We start from the raw sequence: 17,542 nt of genomic DNA on the forward strand, positions 1-17,542 counted from the left end.
CGATCCTCCTCATCCCCTCGCCCCGCCCAGCCTCACTTGGCGACGAAGCCGGCTTCCGTCATCAGCTGCTTGTTGAGCGAGCCGTCCTCTTCGAGGAACTGCAGCATGTCCTTGCCGGTGAGGAAGATCGGCTTCAGCGCCTGCTTCTCCATGTAGTCCTTGTATTCCGGCGTCTGCACCAGCTTGCTGAACAGGTCGACGTAGAACTCCTGCTGCTCCTGGGTCACCTTGCCGGGCAGGAACATGCCGCGCAGCATCAGGTATTGCACGTCCAGCCCCTGCTCCTTGCAGGTCGGAATGTCGTTCCAGGACTGCGTCTCCGTGACCTTGGTCGTGTAGGAGATGCGCTCCTTGTCGAACACGCAGAGCGGACGCACCTGGCCGGCGCGCCAGACTTCGAGATTCTCGGAAGGATTGTTGACGTTCGCTTCGGTGTGCCCGCCAACCAGTTGGGTCGCGGCCTCGCCCCCCGACTTGTAGGGCAGATAGGAGAACTTGGCGCCGGTCTTCTTCTCCATGAAGACCGTGAGCACGTGATCCTCCCGCTTGGAACCGGTGCCGCCCAACTTGAACGGAGAACTCGACGCTTTGGCGGCTTCGATGAACTCCTTCACCGTCTTCGGGCCGTTGACGTTGTCCCACAGCACGAACTGATCGAGTGCGATCACCGCGACCGGCGACAGTTCGCGCCAGTCGAACGGCAGCTTGGCCGACAGCGGCAGCATGTAGATCAGCGAATAGGCGATCAGGACCTTATTCGGATCGCCGTCGCTGGACTTCATGTACATCAGCGCCTCGGCCCCGGACGCGCCGCCCTTCAGCGACACGACCACCGGCTGCTTCAGCAGATTGTTCTTCTGAATGGCAGCCTGCATCATCCGCGCCATCTGGTCGGATGCACCGCCGGCGCCCGCGGCGACGACAATCTCGACCGGCTTGGTCGGCTCCCAGCCGGCAAAGGCCGGCGCAGTTGCGAAAAAGGCCGCCGTCGCGGCCGCGATCTTGATGAGTTTGCGCACGTGCTTTCTTCCCCGTTCGAAGCCCCAGCTTGCATCCTACCAGGATACTGCTGGCTTATTGTGGTCAGTTCAAGAACACAAGCATGATGCGACCTCATGTTCCTCGGCATAAGGTCGCAAGCACGGCATCGGACTACTTGCCTTTCCAGTTCGGCGTCCGCTTGTTGAGGAACGCCTCCATGCCTTCGCGGAAATCCTCGCTCATATAGGCGCGCAGGATCAAATCCTCGCCCTCGTCCCGCGACAGGGTCCGGCGGATGCGGCGCACGGCCTCCTTGGTGACCTCGAGGGTGATCGGCGCGTGCGAGGCGACGAGCCTCGCGGTCTCCAGCGCGCGTGTCTGCAGCGTCTCGACGTCAGGCACGATCTCGTTGAGCAGACCGAGCGCGAGCGCCTCCGGCGCCTCGACCAGCCGGGCCTTGAAGATCAGGTCCTTGGTGCGCGCCGGTCCGATCAGGGAGACCACGCGTGAGATGTTCGACATCGACAGGCAGTTGCCGAGCGTGCGCGCGATCGGGAAACCGATACGTGTCGTCTCGGTGCCGATGCGAATGTCGCAGCAGGCGGCAATGCCGGCACCGCCGCCGGTGCAGGCGCCCGCGATCGCCGCAATCACCGGCACACGGCACAGTTCGAGCGTGCCGAGCACGCGGTCGATCCGCGCCTCGTAGTCGAGCGCATCCTGCGCGGTCTTGAAGGCACGAAACTGGGAGATGTCGGTGCCGGAGGCGAAGGCCTTGTCGCCCGCGCCAGTCAGAATCAGCGCCTTGATCGACCGATCGGCGTTGATGGCCTCGCAGATAGAGGCCATCCGGTCGTACATCGCGAACGTCATCGCGTTGCGCGCCTGCGGCCGGTTGAAGGTGATCTTGGCGATGCCGTCGTCGACGGCATAGATCAGATCGTCGGAGCCGGTCACAGGTGCGTTCATCAGGCCACCTTCGGAATCGGCGCTGCCTCGCGCGCCTTCAGGACATCCATCGCCGCGAGCACGCCACCTGCACGATGCGGCACGCCAGCGAGCGCAAGGCCCATCTCGACGCCTGCAAGCGTGCCCATCAGCATCAAGTCGTTGAAGTGACCGATATGACCGATGCGGAAGACCTTGCCCTTGATCTTGTTGAGGCCGGTGCCGAGCGACATGTCGAAGTTTTCCAGCACCGTCTTGCGGAACTGATCGGCGTCATGGCCCTCGGGCATGACCACGCCGGTCAGCGCCGGCGAATGCGCCTGCGGATCCTGACACTGCGTATCCAGGCCCCAGGCCTTGACAGCAGCCCGCGTCGCAAGGCTGTGGCGGCGATGACGCGCAAACACGTTGTCGTGGCCCTCCTCCTCCAGCATCTTCAGCGCCTCGTTGAGGCCCATCAGCAGATTGCACGCCGGCGTATAGGGGAAGGTACCAAGCTTGTTGAAGGTGATGATCTCCTGCCAGTCCCAGTAGGAGCGCATGCCGGGATTGGCCTTGGCGGCGGCGAGCGCCTTCTCCGAGACGGCGTTGAAGCCGAGGCCCGGCGGCAGCATCAGGCCCTTCTGCGAGCCAGCGACGGAGACGTCGACGCCCCACGCGTCGTGCTCATACTCCATCGAGCCGAGGCCAGAGATGGTGTCGACCATCAGGAGCGCCGGGTGGCCGGCCCGGTCGAGCGCCTTGCGCACCTCGAGCGGCGGCGTCAGGCAGCCGGTCGAGGTCTCGTTGTGCACGACGCAGACGGCCTTGATCTTGTGCGCCTTGTCATCGACCAGTCGCTGCTCGATCGCCGCAATGTCGGCGCCATGGCGCCAGTCGCCGGGGATGAAGTCGACGTCGAGCTTGAACTTGTCGGCGATGCCACGCCACAGCACCGCGAACTGGCCGGTCTCGGCCATCAGCACCTTGTCGCCAGGCGCGAGCGTGTTGACGATCGCGGCTTCCCACGCGCCGGTGCCCGACGACGGATAGATGATCACCGGCTGCTTGGTGCGGAAGATTCGCTGCGATGCAGTCAGCACGGCGAAGCCGAGCTCGGCGAACTCGGGACCGCGATGGTCCAGCGTCGGCATATCCATCGCGCGCAGCACGCGGTCGGGCACGTTGGTCGGCCCCGGAATCTGAAGAAAATGCCGTCCTGTGTGCACAGTCATTGGCGTCCGTCCCCGGTCATTTGGTTGGTGCGCGGGCGTGGCATCCCACGCGCTGGCCGCGCTTTTCTCCCGCCAGACCGCTGGCGTCAACAAAGAAGACGCAAGCACCGATCGCTTCGGGCTGACATCCCTCAGATGCACACGAATCCCCTTCTCCTGTGCAGTGCGGCATAGCGGGACGTCCCAGCTTGCTGCACGCGATTTGGCCTCATTTCACCGCAGCCAGATGGCGCGGCGCATTGCCCTCCAATGGCTCTTCAAGCAGCGCCATCGCGGCATCGACGCCGCCGGCACGATGCGGCACGCCGGCCGCACGCAGCCCCATCTCGACACCGCTCAGCGCAGCCATCAGGGTCAGCGCGTTGCACTCGCCGAGATGGCCGATGCGGAACACCTTGCCCGCGACCTTGGACAGACCCGAACCGAGCGACATGTTGTAGTTGTCGAGCACGACCTGACGGAACTGATCCGCGTCATGGCCCGGCGGCATCAGCACGGCGGTCAGCACCGGAGAGAAATCCTTCGGCTCCTGGCACAGCACCTCCAGGCCCCAATGCTCGACGGCGGCGCGGGTCGCGGCCGCAAGCCTGAGGTGGCGCGCGAACACCTGATCGAGACCCTCCTCGAGCAGCATCGCAATCGCTTCACGCAGACCGTAGAGCAGGTTCGTCGCCGGCGTGTAGGGGAAGAAGCCGTTCGCGTTCAGCTTCAGCATGTCTTCCCAGTCCCAGAACGAGCGCGGCATCTTGTTGGCCTTGGCAACAAGGCGCGCCTTGTCCGAGACGGCGTTGAAGCCGAGCCCCGGCGGCAGCATGAAGCCCTTCTGGGAGCACGACACGGCGACGTCGACCTTCCACTCGTCGAATCGGAAGTCGGCCGAGGCGAGACCAGAAATCGTGTCGACCATCAGCAGCGCCGGATGCTTGGCGCGGTCGATCGCGGCGCGCACCTCGCCGATCCGGCTGGTCGCGCCGGTCGAGGTTTCGTTGTGCACGACCATCACCGCCTTGAGCCGATGACCGACGTCGGCAACCAGCTTCTCCTCGATGACGGCAGGATCGACGCCACGGCGCCAGTCGCCGGGAATGAAATCGACCTCGATTCCCCACCGCGCCGCCATCTGCCGCCACAGCGTGGCGAAGTGGCCGGTCTCGACCATCAGCACCTTGTCGCCCGGCGACAGCGTGTTGACGATGGCGGCCTCCCAGGCGCCGGTGCCCGAGGACGGATAGATGACTACCGGGCTCGTGGCCTTGAAGATCGCCTGCGAGCCACCGAGCACGGCCTTGCCGAGTTCGGCGAACTCGGCGCTGCGGTGATCGATCACCGGCATGTCCATCGCCCGCAGCACCCGCTCGGGCACCGGACTTGGGCCCGGAATATGCAAGAAATGACGGCCTTGGGGACGGGTCACGACAGAGCTCCGGGCGACGACGGCATTCTGGCACCAATGATTGCATTCAATTATTCAGCATGCAAGAGATTAAACGCATTCACACACAAGGTCGACCACATCTGTAACTATCGCTACAATGGGGTGAAATGAATTCCACGATTCCCGATATCGAGACGCCACCATTGGCAGATCCAAGTGGTCGACCTGCGCCTGTGCGGGACGAGACCTCACTGCATGACGAGATCCTGGCACGGCTGCGCGACTACATCGTCGAGGGCCACGTCGCCGACGGCGGACGCCTGTCCGAGCGCCAGCTTTGCGAAATGCTGGGGGTGTCCCGCACTCCCTTGCGCGAAGCGCTCAAGGTGCTCGCGGCCGAAGGCCTGGTCGAGCTGCTGCCCAATCGCGGCGCTCGGGTGCGCCCGCTCAGCGCCGCCGACATCCACGAATTATTCGACCTGATGGGAGGCCTGGAAGGGCTCGCCGGCCGCCTCGCCTGCGAGAAGATTTCGGATGAAGCGATCGGAAAAATCGAGCAGTTTCATCATGATATGTACGGGTTTTACATGCGGCAGGACATGCAGGGCTATTTCCGCATGAACCAGCTCATCCACCGCGCGATCGTGGATGCCGCCGCCAACGCCACCCTTCATGCGACCTATGAGAGCCTGGCGGGCCGCATCCGGCGGGTGCGCTTCTCGGCCAATTTCGCCCGCAAGCGCGAACGCTGGAGCGAGGCCATGCGCGAGCATGAGATGATCCTCGACGCCCTGCGCCGGCGCGCCGGAAGCGAGCTGTCCGACATTCTGTTTCAACATCTGCGCAACAAGGGCGCGGCCGCGATCGCCTACTTCGGCGAGAGTCAACCGCCAACGGCGGGAAGTAAGCCGGACAAGGTCGAATGACGCCCAGGATTGCGCAAATTTGCATGCAATCAGATTGACGCATTTGCAGAAATGAATGACACGGGGCTCAAGAGGGCCCGCCAGACGACAGCCGGGCCCGACCAGGGATCACCATGCCGAACGCCAAAGCCGGTCCGTCCAGGCTCGAACAGAAGCTCCGCGCCGAGATTGCAGGCGGCGTCTTCTTCGACCGCTTCAGCCGTGGCCGCTACGCCACCGACGCCTCGTTCTACCAGGTCATCCCGGCCGGCGTGGTCGTGCCGCACACGATGGACGAGGCACTGCGCACGCTCGCCCTCGCCCGCGACGACGGCCGCATCGTCACCCCGCGCGGCGGCGGCACCTCGCAATGCGGCCAGACCGTCAACGAAGGGATCGTCGTCGACTTCTCCAAGCACCTGAACCGCATCGTCTCTCTCGACGTCGAGGCTCGGACCTGCGTGGTCGAGCCGGGCATCGTGCTCGAGGACCTCAATCGCCAGCTCAAGCAGCACGGCCTGTGGTTTCCCGTCGACGTCTCGACGGCGTCGCGTGCCACGATCGGCGGCATGGCCGGCAACAATTCCTGCGGCGGCCGCTCGCTGCGCTACGGCACGATGCGCGACAACACCATCGCGATCGACGCGGCGCTCGCCGACGGCACGTTGGCGCATTTTGGCGAGGTGCCGCGAGACCTTCGTGACGTCAGCGCGCCGGACAGCGCTCACGCGCTGTTTCGCGACATGCTTGCGCTGGGCGAGCGCGAGGCCGCGGAGATCGCCGACAAGTTTCCCAAGGTGCAGCGCCGCGTCGGCGGCTACAATCTGGATGCGCTGACGCCGCGCAACGCCGCCAACAACCTGGCCCATCTGCTCGTCGGCTCCGAAGGCACCCTCGCCTTCTCCACCCGCATCGAGCTCAAGCTGTGGCCCCTGATCCGCACCAAGGTGCTCGGCGTCTGCCATTTCGGCAGCTTCTACGCGGCCATGGACGCGGCTCAGCACCTTGTGAAGCTGAAGCCGATCGCGGTCGAACTGGTGGACCGCACCATGATCGGGCTTGGACGCGACATCGCGATGTTCCAGCCAGTGATCGCCGCCGCCGTGCGCGGCGACCCCGACGCCATCCTGGTGGTAGAGTTCGCCGAAGAGACAACGGACGAGAACCTCGCCAAGCTGAAGCAGCTCTCCGAGTTGATGGGCGACCTCGGCTTCGCCTGGAGCAACGAGCCGCGCAAATGGGGCGGCGTGGTCGAGATATCAGACCCTGCCCTGCAGACCGCGGTCGCCGACTTCCGCGCCGCCGGCCTCAACGTGATGATGTCGATGAAGGAGGCCGGCAAGCCGGTGTCGTTCGTCGAGGACTGCGCCGTGCCGCTGCCGCATCTCGCCGACTACACCGCACGGCTCAACGATGTGTTCGCGAAGCACGGCACGCGCGGCACCATGTATGCGCATGCCTCCGAAGGCTGCCTGCACGTCCGCCCGGTGCTGAACCTGAAGCTGGAGAAGGACGTCAAGGCGATGCGGGCCATCGCCGAGGAAGCCTTCGCCATGGTGCGCGAGTACAAGGGATCGCATTCCGGCGAGCACGGCGACGGCATCGTGCGCTCGGAATTCCACGAACAGATGTTCGGCAGCCGCATCGTCGCCGACTTCAAGGAGGTCAAGCAGCGCTTCGACCCCGGCAATGTGCTCAATCCCGGCCGCATCGTCGATCCGCCCAAGATGGACGACCGCTCGCTGTTCCGCTATCCGCCGGACTATCGCATCGATGATCTCAAGACCGTGCTCGACTGGTCGGCCTATCCCGGCGCCGCCGGCGGTTTCCAGGGCGCGGTCGAGATGTGCAACAACAACGGCGCCTGCCGCAAGCTCGACGGCGGCGTGATGTGCCCGTCCTATCGCGCCACCCGCGACGAGAAGGATGTCACGCGCGGCCGCGCCAATACGCTGCGGCTCGCGATCTCCGGCCAGCTCGGTCCCGGCGCGCTGTCGTCTGACGAGATGATGGAAACGCTGAAGCTGTGCGTGTCCTGCAAGGCCTGTCGCCGCGAGTGTCCGACCGGCGTCGACATGGCCAAGATGAAGATCGAGGTGCTGGCAGCGCGGGCAACGACGCATGGTCTTACGCTGCGTGACCGGCTCGTCGCCTACCTGCCGCGCTACGCCGATCTCGTCGCCCGCGTCGCGCCGCTCGTGAACCTGCGCAATCATGTTGCGCCCCTGCGCGTGCTGATGGAGCGCGTTGCGGGCATCAGCGCCAAGCGCAAGCTGCCCGCCTTCCGCACCGACACCTTCCGCGTCGAGGCCGACGCGTTCGGTCCGGCTGATGGCCGTGAGGTCGTGCTGTTCGGCGACACCTTCAACCGCGTCTATGAGCGCGAAAATCTCGACGCCGCGCTGCGCGTGCTGATCGCGGGCGGCTACCGCGTCTACGTTCCCAAGCCCGCCGATGGCGGCCGGGCGCTGTGCTGCGGCCGGACGTTCCTGTCCGCCGGTCTGGTCGACGAAGCCAAGTCCGAGCTGCAGCGCCTGGTCGAGACCTACGCGCCGTTCGCAGCGCGCGGCGTGCCGATCATTGGCCTGGAGCCAAGCTGCCTGCTGACGCTGCGCGACGAGCTGCTGTCGCTACGCAACGATACCGCCGCGAAGACGATCAGCGCGCACGCGCTGCTGCTGGAAGAGTTTCTGGCGCGCGAGGCAGAGGCCGGACGGCTCGCGCTGCCGCTCGCCCCCCTGCCCGGCAAGGCGCTGCTGCACGGCCATTGCCATCAGAAATCCTTCGCCGCCTTCAAGCCTGTCGAGCAGGTGCTGCGACTCATTCCGGAGCTCACGGTCGAGACCATCGAATCCTCCTGCTGCGGTATGGCCGGCGCGTTCGGCTATGGCGCGGAGACCTACGAGGTCTCGCTGCAGATGGCGGAGGCGTCGCTGCTGCCTGCGGTACGCAAGGCAGAAGCTTCGACCTTCATCGTCGCCAACGGCACCTCCTGCCGCCACCAGATCCAAGACGGCGCCGGTCGCGGCGCCGTGCACGCTGCGCAGCTCCTGGCGATGAGCCTGGAGCGGACGCAGATGCGTTCTTGATTCACGAGGTCGGAACGCCGCGGAGCATGATCTCAATGTTCGTCATTGCGAGGAGCGAAGCGACGAAGCAATCCAGACCTTTTCTTTCACCCTGGATTGCTTCGCTTCGCTCGCAATGACGGATGACCTAGCCAACTTGGCATCACAAAGCACAAGGACACCGACATGGCCGATCTCTCGCTCGACACCGCCCGCAAGATCCTCGACGCCACGCTCGCGAAGGGCATCGAGAAGAAGTTCAAGCCGCTCGCTGTGATGGTGCTCGACGCGCGCGGCTGCCTGAAGGCCGCCGCCGCGCAGGACGGCACCAGCCTGATGCGGGCCGAGGTCGCGCACGGCAAGGCCTACGGCGCACTCGCCCTCGGCCTCGGCTCCCGCGCCCTGTTCCAGCGCGCCCAGGAGCAGGCCTATTTCATCGACGCCGTGAACACGCTGGCCCAGGGCCGCATGGTCCCGGTGCCCGGCGGCGTGCTGATCATGGACGGCACGACGCTCGTCGGCGCCGTCGGCGTCTCCGGCGACACTTCGGACAATGACGAGATCTGCGCCGTCGCCGGCATCGAAGCCGCCGGCCTCAAGGCCAATCCGGGCTGAGCTCCGGTCGCACCGGCAAGGCTCAGCGAGCTTTTCTGTCCCACAATCTCCGGGGGGGCTGGCCTGCCCTCTCAGAGCCTGATGGATCGCGCGTCGAAGTCCACGGCTCCGATAACGGCTGACGGAGAATTCATTCGGCCGGCTTGACCGGCCCGAAACATTGCCGGCCGCAGCACGTTTGTACGACGGGGCGCGTGGAGAACCGGACATGCCTCGCAGACCAGCTCGCACCATCATCATCACGGGCGCCTCCGCCGGCGTCGGCCGCGCCATCGCAAAACGCTTCGGCGAGGCCGGCGACCGCGTCGGCCTGATCGCGCGTGACGAGGATGCGCTGCGCGACGTCCAGCGCGAGCTGCAGGCGCGGTTTGCCCATGCCGAATACGAGGCGGTCGATGTCGCCGACGCGCAGGCGCTGTTCGAGGCCGCCGAACGGCTCGAGCAGCGCCTGGGTCCGGTCGACATCTGGATCAATGACGCCATGGAGACGGTGTTCTCGACCGTGGCCGACATCACGCCGGAGGAGTTCCGCCGCGTCACCGAGGTCACCTATCTCGGCTTCGTGCACGGCACGATGGCGGCGCTGCGCTCGATGCGCCGGCGCGGCGAAGGCCGCATCATTCAGATCGGCTCGGCGCTCGCCTATCGCGGCATTCCGCTGCAGGCGGCCTATTGCGGCGCCAAACATGCGATCCGGGGCTTCACCGACTCGCTGCGTGCCGAGCTGATGCACGAGCGCTCAGGCATCACGCTCAGCATCGTCGACCTGCCCGCGGTGAACACACCGCAATTCGACTGGGCTCGCGCGCACCTTGCGCATACGCCACGACCAATGGGCCGGCCGGTGGAGCCCGAGGTGATCGCGGACGCCGTCTATCGCGTCGCCGACGGCGGATTCCGCGAATATTGGATCGGCTGGCCGACACTGCTCACGATCCTCGGTAACGCCGTCGCGCCCGCTTTGCTCGACCGCTACCTCGCTGCCAAGGCGATCGCCGGGCAACAGACCGACGTACCACTGGTGCCCGATCGCACCGACAATCTCGACCGTCCCGTGACGCGCCTACACCGCACCCGCGGCTCCTTCAGCCAGGGCGCGGCGCAGCGGGCGATGCTCGTGCCGGGGGATGTCGCGCGCGCGGCGACCATTGCGCTCGGCGCGGCGGTGTTCTTCGCGCTGGGCGCTGTGATGAGCCGGCGGCGCTGGCGCTGAATTCGTCACGACCCGGCCGCCCTTGCGTGCCAACTGTGATCTGAGCTTCTCTATGGCGCGGCTTCCACACGGCGAGGAGCGCCTCCATGACCATCGAGAGCATCAGCGCGATTACGATTGCCACCCACGACATGACGCGCGCGGTCGCGTTCTATCGCGCGCTCGGCTTCGACGACATCGCCCATGGCGGCGCCCACACGTCGTTCACGAGCTTCCGTGTGGGCTCCGGCTTCCTCAACCTGATCGCCATGTCCAGGGAGAAGCAATGGAGCTGGTGGGGCCGCATCATCTTCCACGTCGCCGATGTCGACGCCGTCTACGCCAAGGCGCTGGCCGCTGGCTTTGTCCCCTCGACCACGCCCTGCAATGCCGAATGGGGCGAGCGCTATTTCCACCTCACCGATCCCGACGGCCACGAACTGAGCTTCGCGCGGCCGCTCGGACGGTGAGTTAGCCGAGTTCGAAGGTAGTGACACCGAACACCCGGTCGATCCAGAGCGGCAGGATCGGCCCGGTGTACATGCGCGCGGTCTCGAACACCGGCTTCAGGCCGAGGCTCTCGGCGAGCGTAACCGCCTCCGGATTGATCGCGGGCACGTCGAGGAACATCTCGCAGTCGCCGGCTGCGCTCAGCAGCGCCGACACCACAGCCTCGGCATCGGCACGCTTTTCCGCAATCAGCGGACCGATTTTGTAGCCCGCACGGCACGGACGGATCACACCCCAGGCGGCTAGCGTACCGTCGCGGATCAGCGCCCGGCCGACATGACCGGGCGTGTCGATCCAGGCCCGCAGGAATGCCCGGCGCGGGGCGGGAAATACGGTCGCATCTGACGCTTCGATGTCGGAAAGCGGCACATCGGCAAGAGCGACGATACCTGATCGATCCGCCGATTGCAGCAAGGCGGCGGATCGTCCCCCGTAGCGGATATTGGCATACGCGTAGCTGAAGCCGGATTTCCGATAGTTGTCCTGCTGCGCGACCACGCCATCGAGTCCGACAATGCGCGATCCCGCATGCGCCATCGCCGCCTGCCAGAGCCGCAAGCCGTAGCCGCGCCCGCGCAGCTCGGAACGCACCATGTAGAATCCGAGAAAGGCGAACCGGTCGTCATAGTTCACGCAGGACACGGTCGCGACCGGCACGCCGTCGCGCTCGGCGACGAGGAAGCCGTCGGGGTCGACCTCTGCGAAGCACGTCGCATCGGACAACCCGGGATTCCACCCCTCGGCTGCCGCCCAGTCGATCGCGAGCCCGATCTCGTCCGGCCGCATCGGCCGGATGTGCAGGCCATCAGCGTCGGGATGTCCGGCGGGTCGTGTCATGTTCCCCTCGATCCGAATGCCGCACCATCCGTCAATCATGACGCCGCGCGAACCTCAGGGCAACCTACGCGGCCAATACTGCTGTGAGGTTTCAGTCTCGAATGATGATCGTCCAAGCACGCTGTTCATCTGCTGCAAGGACAAGCCAGGCGGCACTCAAATGTGCGCTGCGCATTCGCAGCCAAATGATAGGCAGGTCTCGATGAGACGCTGATCGCCTCGCGCATCCGCTGTCCGGATATCTTTCCCCAGATAGAGCTAGAATTGAACTTTGATGTGCCCCTCGATCGAGTGATCCTGGCTGCTCCTCGAAAGATTGCCGCGATAGGACACTCCCATGACAGTATTGGCGCTTGTGCGCAGATCCAGGGCGGTCTGCACCAGGGCGGCATCCCGAGCGAGCGGCAGCCCTGCAATGTCAAATGCAGCGCCGGTGCTTCTGAAAAGCAGGTGGTCTTCCGGCTTGAGCTGGCCGAAACCGTGTTGCCAAGCGAGCGATGCTGACGGCTTGAGCGCCATTCCGTCCGATAGTGCAATCAGCGCCGATGCGCGCGCCCCGATCGCCGTATAACCTACGTCCTCCTCGCGCGATGAGCCGGAAAGTGCGGCGACGTCACCGGCCTCATCGAAGCCATTGGTATGGAGATGGATCCAGGACCAACCTGCAAATGGCTCCACAAGAGCATCCGCGAGGTTCAGATCATACCCAATCTCACCAAATATTTGTGAGCCGAACGCGCCATAACGCCCGGTCGCCCGTTCGAGAAAACCCGGATAGCTGATCGAGCGAGCGCTCCCAATGGTGCTGAAGCTCAGAAGTGCCCCCGAGCGGACGTTCCAGGCACCCACGTCAAAGCCAGTATAGACGGCTAGATATGCGCTATCGATATCGGCCGAGCTCGCACGGGCATCGATGCTCGTCCTCGAATTGGTGTAGCCGACCGCGACGCCTGCCCGCCAGTTGTCGCCCAGCCGCCCATCTACTCCGCTGAAGAAACCGCTCAGGCGTCGGCTCATACCAGCAGCATTGCCGTCACCATGAGCCGTGCCCCAAGCCCCCACTCCCTGAGCCCACCAGCCAATATCCCGCGATGTGGACGCGTTGGCCGACGACGGAATGCTGCCGGTGCGGAGAATGCGCCTGTCCGTATCGGCGGCGTAGGCCAGATGCTTCGGCGAGGATAGATCGACATCGCCGTAGATCACGGCTGGACCACCGGAGCCGAAACTCGCAAACGGCCCAAAACGGTCCTCAAAGGAAGTTTGACGCAAGCGTCCGAGGACGGCGTCCCGGGCGAAATGACCGTCTTCGACGAGGGACGTCCGTGCGCTGGCATGAAGTTCGCCCGACAGCGCGTCGAACGCCTGTTGCGCGCCGGGCGCTGTCTGGAAGATCACGCTGCCGAAGAGCCGGCTATCCGGCGAGCTTTCCTGGAGAGCGGTGGCTACGGCCAGCTGGTTTGCCGTCCGCGCGACGCTCGGAAAGAACGTCGACTGGGTCAACGAGAGGAACACGTTGTTGGCATCATAACTCAGGCTGGGAAACAGGAACGCAGAGTTGCTGCTCACCCCAGAGAAGGCACCACTAATGCCATCGGCGGCATTGAGGATATTGTAGGCGGTACGGAAGGCATAGGCACCGTTCTGCGGCAGGACGACGACATTGCCATTGAGTCTTGCCGTGCCGGTCGCCACGATCCGGTCTGCCGCCCCGGACGCGTTGGTCTCGACTTCGTAGGTGGAGCCAGAGGCAAAGGATACGTCGCCAGAGACATTAAGCGTCCCGATCGCATTGCCTGGAGAAACGACTCCCCTGCTCGCGACAGCGAGGCCGCCGATCGTGCCATTGCCCATGAGCCGGGCCCCGGAGTTGACGAACACGGTCGATGCGAGCTCCCCTGTGACGTCTAGTATCCCGCTGTTGATGAACGTCGGGCCTGTGTAGCTACTGTGCCCGCTCAGGACGAGCGTGCCACTGCCGTTTTGCTCGAGGGCACCAGAGCCTGAGATCGTTCCACCGAAGGTGTAACCGTCGGAATGATTGAAGGCCAAGATTCCGTTGTCGATCACGTCGCCGACGATCGAGCCGCTGGTACCGCCATTGCCGAGTTGCAGTGTGCCCGCGCTGACGATGGTGCCGCCGGTATAAGTGTTCGCACCGGAGAAGATGGTGGTGCCGGAGCCAAGCTGTTGGAATGTCCCGGTGCCCGAAATGATGCCGCCGAACGTGTAGCTGTCGGAACGATTGATCGCAAAGATGCCGTTGTCAGTGACGTTGCCGCCGATCGAGCCGGCGCTGCCGCCATTCCCGAGTTGCAGTGCGCCGCTATTCACTGTGACTGAGGTGTTTGGCATGTTTCCGTCGACCTCAAGCAGGCCGCCATTCACGGTAAAGCTGGAGATGAGCGGAGTGGTGCCAGTAAGCGTCCAGTGGCTGCTGCCCTCCTTGAGAAACGTCCCGAAGCCCTGGTATTGCAGGCCGGCACCGATCGTTGCGACGTTGAAGCTCGCTGTACCAGTGCCGCCCAGTGCAAGGGTGTCGCTGCCGCCGCCGAAAACGTTGCCGTTGATCGCAGCGGTTGGATAGAGCTCAAGCCGGTTCGCCGAACCATGAAACCGAACGGCGCCGCCCGCACCGCCATCTAGCGTACCGGCCACAGTGAGAGTGGTAGGGCTGACGACGAAGCTCGATGTATCAATGGCGAAACCATCCGCTCCCGTACCATTCGAGGTCACGTGGCTTCCGGCGCCGATCGTAATCGCAATTGATCCGCTCGTTCCGCTTCTCGCATATATGCCCGTCGTATTGGTTCCTGTGACGTCGCCAGCGACGGCGATCTTTACCGCGCCATTGCCATCGCTCCGCGCGAAGATGCCGCTCTCCTGGCCGCTCACGGTAGTTCCGGCGGCTGTGGTCACCGTGACATCTGCGTTCCCTCTCGCGAGAAGAGCGAAATCGCTGCCGGTCGTGCCGGCGGCCGTGACGTCACCGTTGACCGTCACGGTCGTCGATCCAGTGCCGTAGTTGCGGCTCAGAATTCCGTAGCGCGCGCCGCGGACGTTGGAGCCTGCGCCGGTTGTCACGGTCAGATCAGTGCCGAAATTGATCGCCACGATTCCCCGCGATACCGAGGTTGTGCCCGTGCTTACGACATCGCCGTTGGTCGTGATGCTGAGCGCGCCGGTGCCCTGGTTGCGGCCCCGAATGCCGTAGTTGAGGGCGGTGATATCACCGTTGGTATTCACTGTGATGCTGCCCGGAACGCCGGCTGTCGTCGTCATATTGAGTCCGTTGCCGGCGGTCGCAGTAAACGGAGAGAAGTTCGTATCGGTGTATGAAAGGTTGCCGGCGCCGGTGATCGTCAGAGCATTCGAGGAGACGGTCGTAATGCGGAATCCCGATAGCGCAGTCACGTGAGCGTTGGCGCCCGAAATCGTCTGGGCGGTGCTGGCCGCCGAGCATTCCCAATTGGAACCGCCCACATTGGCGCAAGCAGCGTAGACCCGGCGGCTATAGCCGAAAACTGCGCCCACCAGCATCGAAGACGACAGCACCAACTGCCGGCATGGAAACCTGTCGGACAAGCGCCGCCCTCCTCCTTTGGGCTGGGAAACTCAACCTTTATATGTCAAGATTTACTGGACAACCAGAAGATGATGGCACATCGACCAAAAAGTCTTAAGCCGTTCCCGTCTTTCGAGGCACTCTCCTAGGCCGCGCTGAAGAGGCCTGCCTCTTGTCGGGTTCACCGCCGTTTGGAGAAGCATCCATGGGCCGTCGTGACGACGTACCGACATTCGAATCAAACGAGATTCTGCCAGCCGATCGAACTTGCGTACGCCTTCCCGCGGAACAGGTTGGCCAGGCCGGCAGTGAAGCGGTTCGGTATTCCATGTCACCCGGACTGCCCGGCTTTCTTGGTTCTCAGCGCATCGCCATCGCGGGTTCGTCCTATCAATCCGGCAAATTCTATTTCCTGGGTCAGAATGCCGACGGCGGGCTCTTGGTCCACGAGCGCCTCTTTCACAAGGCCATGGGAATCTGCGTCGTGGACAGCGATACGATCCTGCTCGCCACGATGTTCCAGATCTTGAGATTCAGGAACGTACTTGCGCCCGGGCAGCAGATCAACGATCTGCACGATGCCTGTTATGTCCCGCGCCAGATCTTCACCACTGGCGAGCTCGATGTTCATGACGTGGGGATGCTGAGCGACGGCCGCATCGTCTTCGTCAACACGCTTTACAATTGTCTTGCCTCTACATCGGAACGGCACAGCTTCACGCCGCTGTGGAAGCCTTCCTTCATTTCGAAGATCGTCAAGGAGGACCGATGTCATCTGAACGGACTTGCCATCGAAGACGGCGCCCCGCGCTACGTTACGGCGATCAGCAGATCGGACACCGTCGACGGCTGGCGCGACCGTCGTTCCGATGGCGGCATCGTCATCGACGTGCACTCCAATGAGATAGTGATCGATGGTCTCTCGATGCCTCATTCCCCTCGGCTCTATCGCGGGAGATTGTGGGTGCTCAACTCGGGCACGGGGGAGATCGGATGGATCGAGCGTTCAGCAGCCGGCGCGACGTTCCACGTTCTGGCATTCTGTCCCGGCTTCGTGCGCGGGCTCGCGTTTTTCGGCAACTATGCCTTCGTTGGCTTGTCGAAACCTCGCTATGAGCGTTTCGAGGGTCTCGCACTGGATCGCAGGTTGGCCGAAACCGATTCTGAACCATGGTGCGGAATCCAATTGATCAATCTCGACACCGGTGCCTGCGAAAACTGGTTTCGGATTGATGGGGCGGTAGCCGAATTCTACGATCTGGGCGTTGTGCCAGACGTGATACGACCAATGGCGATCGGCTTCGCCAACAACGAGATCCTTGATCTCGTCACCCACGATCCGATGGATCCCGCTCAGAGCGCTTGGCCTGTGCATGAACGAGCGCCGGGAATTGGGTCCCCGAGGCGCGCGTAAAGCTGCGCGCTAGCCGAGGAACGAGCGATGCTCCGCCTTCGCGGAGCATGACAGCTGGAACAACAGAGCCGCCGTCAAGCGATCCACCTGCCGCGCGCTACTTCCCCGGCCACACCGGCTTGCGCTTCTCGGCGAACGCCTTCAGGCCTTCCTTGGCGTCCTCGGTCATCGCCAAGAGCGCGATCTGGCTTTCGAGATAGGCGATCGCCTCGTCGAACGACATCGACGCGATGGCGCGCATGGCGTATTTGCCGCGGCGGATGGCGGTCGGCGACTTGTCGACGATGCGGCCGATCAGCCACTCGATCTTGGCATCGAGCTCGGCGGCGGGAACGACATGGTTGAGCAACCCCGCAGCCTGTGCAGCCTTGGCATCGAACGGCTCGCCCGTCAGCGCCCATTCGTTGACGAGTCGCGGTGGCGCGATGCTCTGCAACAGGCTCAGCACCTGCATCGGGAACACGCCGACCTTGACCTCCGGCAGGCCGAAGATGACGTGATCGGCCGCAACCGCCATGTCGGTCATGCACAACAGCCCCATGCCACCGGCCATGCAGACGCCGCCGACGCGCGCGATCGCGGGCTTGGTGGCATTCTGCGACAGCCTGAGCAGATCGGCGTAGTCGACATTGGGGCGGGAGAAATCCATCGCAAAGGCCGCGCCCGAGTTCTGCAGGTCGGCGCCCGCACAGAATGCCTTGTCTCCCGCGCCGGTCAGCACGATCACGCGAACCTGCGGATCGTCATGCGCCTTGCGATAGCCGCGCGAGATCCCGGCGATGACGTCACCATTCAGCGCGTTGCGCTTCTCTGGACGATTGATGGTGATCCAGAGGGCCTGCCCGCGCTTGTCGAGAATCACGCTGTCGTCGGTCATCGCCTTGCCCGTTGCTTGATGTTGGATGCGAGATTGGCGCG

General features: G+C 64.1%; 13 protein-coding genes. 6 read left to right on the forward strand and 7 right to left on the reverse strand.

The genetic code is table 11. The features are described 5' to 3' along the window. Positions 1-32: 32 nt before the first annotated feature. The 4 genes from QW868_RS11015 to QW868_RS11030 all read right to left on the reverse strand — a co-directional run bounded on the left by QW868_RS11015 (position 33) and on the right by QW868_RS11030 (position 4,557). The gene (locus QW868_RS11015) at positions 33-1,019 is read right to left on the reverse strand and encodes a tripartite tricarboxylate transporter substrate binding protein (RefSeq protein ID WP_316230552.1); all 987 of its coding nucleotides are present in this window, start codon (positions 1,017-1,019) and stop codon (positions 33-35) included. A gap of 133 nt (positions 1,020-1,152) precedes the next feature. Then, positions 1,153-1,950: an enoyl-CoA hydratase/isomerase family protein gene (locus tag QW868_RS11020; protein WP_315739012.1), complete on the reverse strand. Its 798-nt coding sequence runs from the start codon at positions 1,948-1,950 to the stop codon at positions 1,153-1,155. Next, positions 1,950-3,143 carry a pyridoxal-phosphate-dependent aminotransferase family protein gene (locus tag QW868_RS11025; RefSeq protein ID WP_315739013.1) on the reverse strand — a complete coding sequence of 398 codons (1,194 nt, stop codon included), beginning with the start codon at positions 3,141-3,143 and terminating at the stop codon, positions 1,950-1,952. The genes QW868_RS11020 and QW868_RS11025 overlap by 1 nt, the downstream gene beginning before the upstream one ends. A 208-nt stretch (positions 3,144-3,351) precedes the next feature. Then, positions 3,352-4,557, reverse strand: a complete 1,206-nt coding sequence (locus tag QW868_RS11030) for an alanine--glyoxylate aminotransferase family protein (RefSeq protein ID WP_316230553.1) — start codon at positions 4,555-4,557, stop codon at positions 3,352-3,354. A gap of 128 nt (positions 4,558-4,685) precedes the next feature. Between QW868_RS11030 and QW868_RS11035 the strand changes: the two genes are divergently transcribed. From QW868_RS11035 to QW868_RS11055, 5 genes are all read left to right on the forward strand, one after another. Then, positions 4,686-5,444, forward strand: coding sequence for a GntR family transcriptional regulator (locus tag QW868_RS11035; RefSeq protein WP_316230554.1), 759 nt, complete (start codon positions 4,686-4,688; stop codon positions 5,442-5,444). Between the two features lie 113 nt (positions 5,445-5,557). Next, the gene (locus QW868_RS11040; protein ID WP_316230555.1) at positions 5,558-8,512 is read left to right on the forward strand and encodes an FAD-binding and (Fe-S)-binding domain-containing protein; all 2,955 of its coding nucleotides are present in this window, start codon (positions 5,558-5,560) and stop codon (positions 8,510-8,512) included. Between the two features lie 165 nt (positions 8,513-8,677). After that, complete coding sequence (locus QW868_RS11045; RefSeq protein ID WP_315777060.1) at positions 8,678-9,106, forward strand: GlcG/HbpS family heme-binding protein; 429 nt, start codon at positions 8,678-8,680, stop codon at positions 9,104-9,106. Between the two features lie 208 nt (positions 9,107-9,314). Beyond that, on the forward strand, positions 9,315-10,319 hold the full coding sequence (locus tag QW868_RS11050) for an SDR family oxidoreductase (protein WP_316230556.1): 1,005 nt from the start codon (positions 9,315-9,317) through the stop codon (positions 10,317-10,319). An 86-nt stretch (positions 10,320-10,405) separates the two neighbouring features. Continuing rightward, positions 10,406-10,768, forward strand: a complete 363-nt coding sequence (locus tag QW868_RS11055; RefSeq protein ID WP_316162049.1) for a VOC family protein — start codon at positions 10,406-10,408, stop codon at positions 10,766-10,768. A gap of 1 nt (position 10,769) precedes the next feature. Here QW868_RS11055 and QW868_RS11060 read toward each other — a convergent pair whose 3' ends face one another. Together QW868_RS11060 and QW868_RS11065 are read right to left on the reverse strand one after the other, a co-directional pair. Further along, positions 10,770-11,645 (reverse strand): GNAT family N-acetyltransferase, encoded by an 876-nt coding sequence (locus QW868_RS11060; RefSeq protein WP_316230557.1) that lies wholly within the window; start codon positions 11,643-11,645, stop codon positions 10,770-10,772. Between the two features lie 258 nt (positions 11,646-11,903). Further along, positions 11,904-15,230 carry an autotransporter domain-containing protein gene (locus QW868_RS11065; RefSeq protein WP_316230558.1) on the reverse strand — a complete coding sequence of 1,109 codons (3,327 nt, stop codon included), beginning with the start codon at positions 15,228-15,230 and terminating at the stop codon, positions 11,904-11,906. Between the two features lie 185 nt (positions 15,231-15,415). On the opposite strand from QW868_RS11065, the gene QW868_RS11070 reads away from it, so the two are divergent. Further along, positions 15,416-16,624, forward strand: a complete 1,209-nt coding sequence (locus QW868_RS11070) for a TIGR03032 family protein (RefSeq protein ID WP_315777057.1) — start codon at positions 15,416-15,418, stop codon at positions 16,622-16,624. A gap of 97 nt (positions 16,625-16,721) precedes the next feature. Here QW868_RS11070 and QW868_RS11075 read toward each other — a convergent pair whose 3' ends face one another. Beyond that, positions 16,722-17,501: an enoyl-CoA hydratase/isomerase family protein gene (locus tag QW868_RS11075; protein WP_315777056.1), complete on the reverse strand. Its 780-nt coding sequence runs from the start codon at positions 17,499-17,501 to the stop codon at positions 16,722-16,724. Positions 17,502-17,542 lie beyond the last annotated feature (41 nt).

This window comes from Bradyrhizobium sp. SZCCHNR1051, from assembly GCF_032489615.1.
Classification (GTDB): domain Bacteria; phylum Pseudomonadota; class Alphaproteobacteria; order Rhizobiales; family Xanthobacteraceae; genus Bradyrhizobium.

Excerpts from the sequence above, each read along its gene's own strand:
- QW868_RS11020 (WP_315739012.1), bottom strand. The coding sequence starts at position 1,950 with ATGAACGCACCTGTGACCGGCTCCGACGATCTGATCTATGCCGTCGAC.
- QW868_RS11025 (WP_315739013.1), bottom strand. The coding sequence starts at position 3,143 with ATGACTGTGCACACAGGACGGCATTTTCTTCAGATTCCGGGGCCGACC.
- QW868_RS11035 (WP_316230554.1), top strand. The coding sequence starts at position 4,686 with ATGAATTCCACGATTCCCGATATCGAGACGCCACCATTGGCAGATCCA.
- QW868_RS11040 (WP_316230555.1), top strand. The coding sequence starts at position 5,558 with ATGCCGAACGCCAAAGCCGGTCCGTCCAGGCTCGAACAGAAGCTCCGC.
- QW868_RS11045 (WP_315777060.1), top strand. The coding sequence starts at position 8,678 with ATGGCCGATCTCTCGCTCGACACCGCCCGCAAGATCCTCGACGCCACG.
- QW868_RS11050 (WP_316230556.1), top strand. The coding sequence starts at position 9,315 with ATGCCTCGCAGACCAGCTCGCACCATCATCATCACGGGCGCCTCCGCC.
- QW868_RS11055 (WP_316162049.1), top strand. The coding sequence starts at position 10,406 with ATGACCATCGAGAGCATCAGCGCGATTACGATTGCCACCCACGACATG.
- QW868_RS11060 (WP_316230557.1), bottom strand. The coding sequence starts at position 11,645 with ATGACACGACCCGCCGGACATCCCGACGCTGATGGCCTGCACATCCGG.
- QW868_RS11070 (WP_315777057.1), top strand. The coding sequence starts at position 15,416 with ATGGGCCGTCGTGACGACGTACCGACATTCGAATCAAACGAGATTCTG.
- QW868_RS11075 (WP_315777056.1), bottom strand. The coding sequence starts at position 17,501 with ATGACCGACGACAGCGTGATTCTCGACAAGCGCGGGCAGGCCCTCTGG.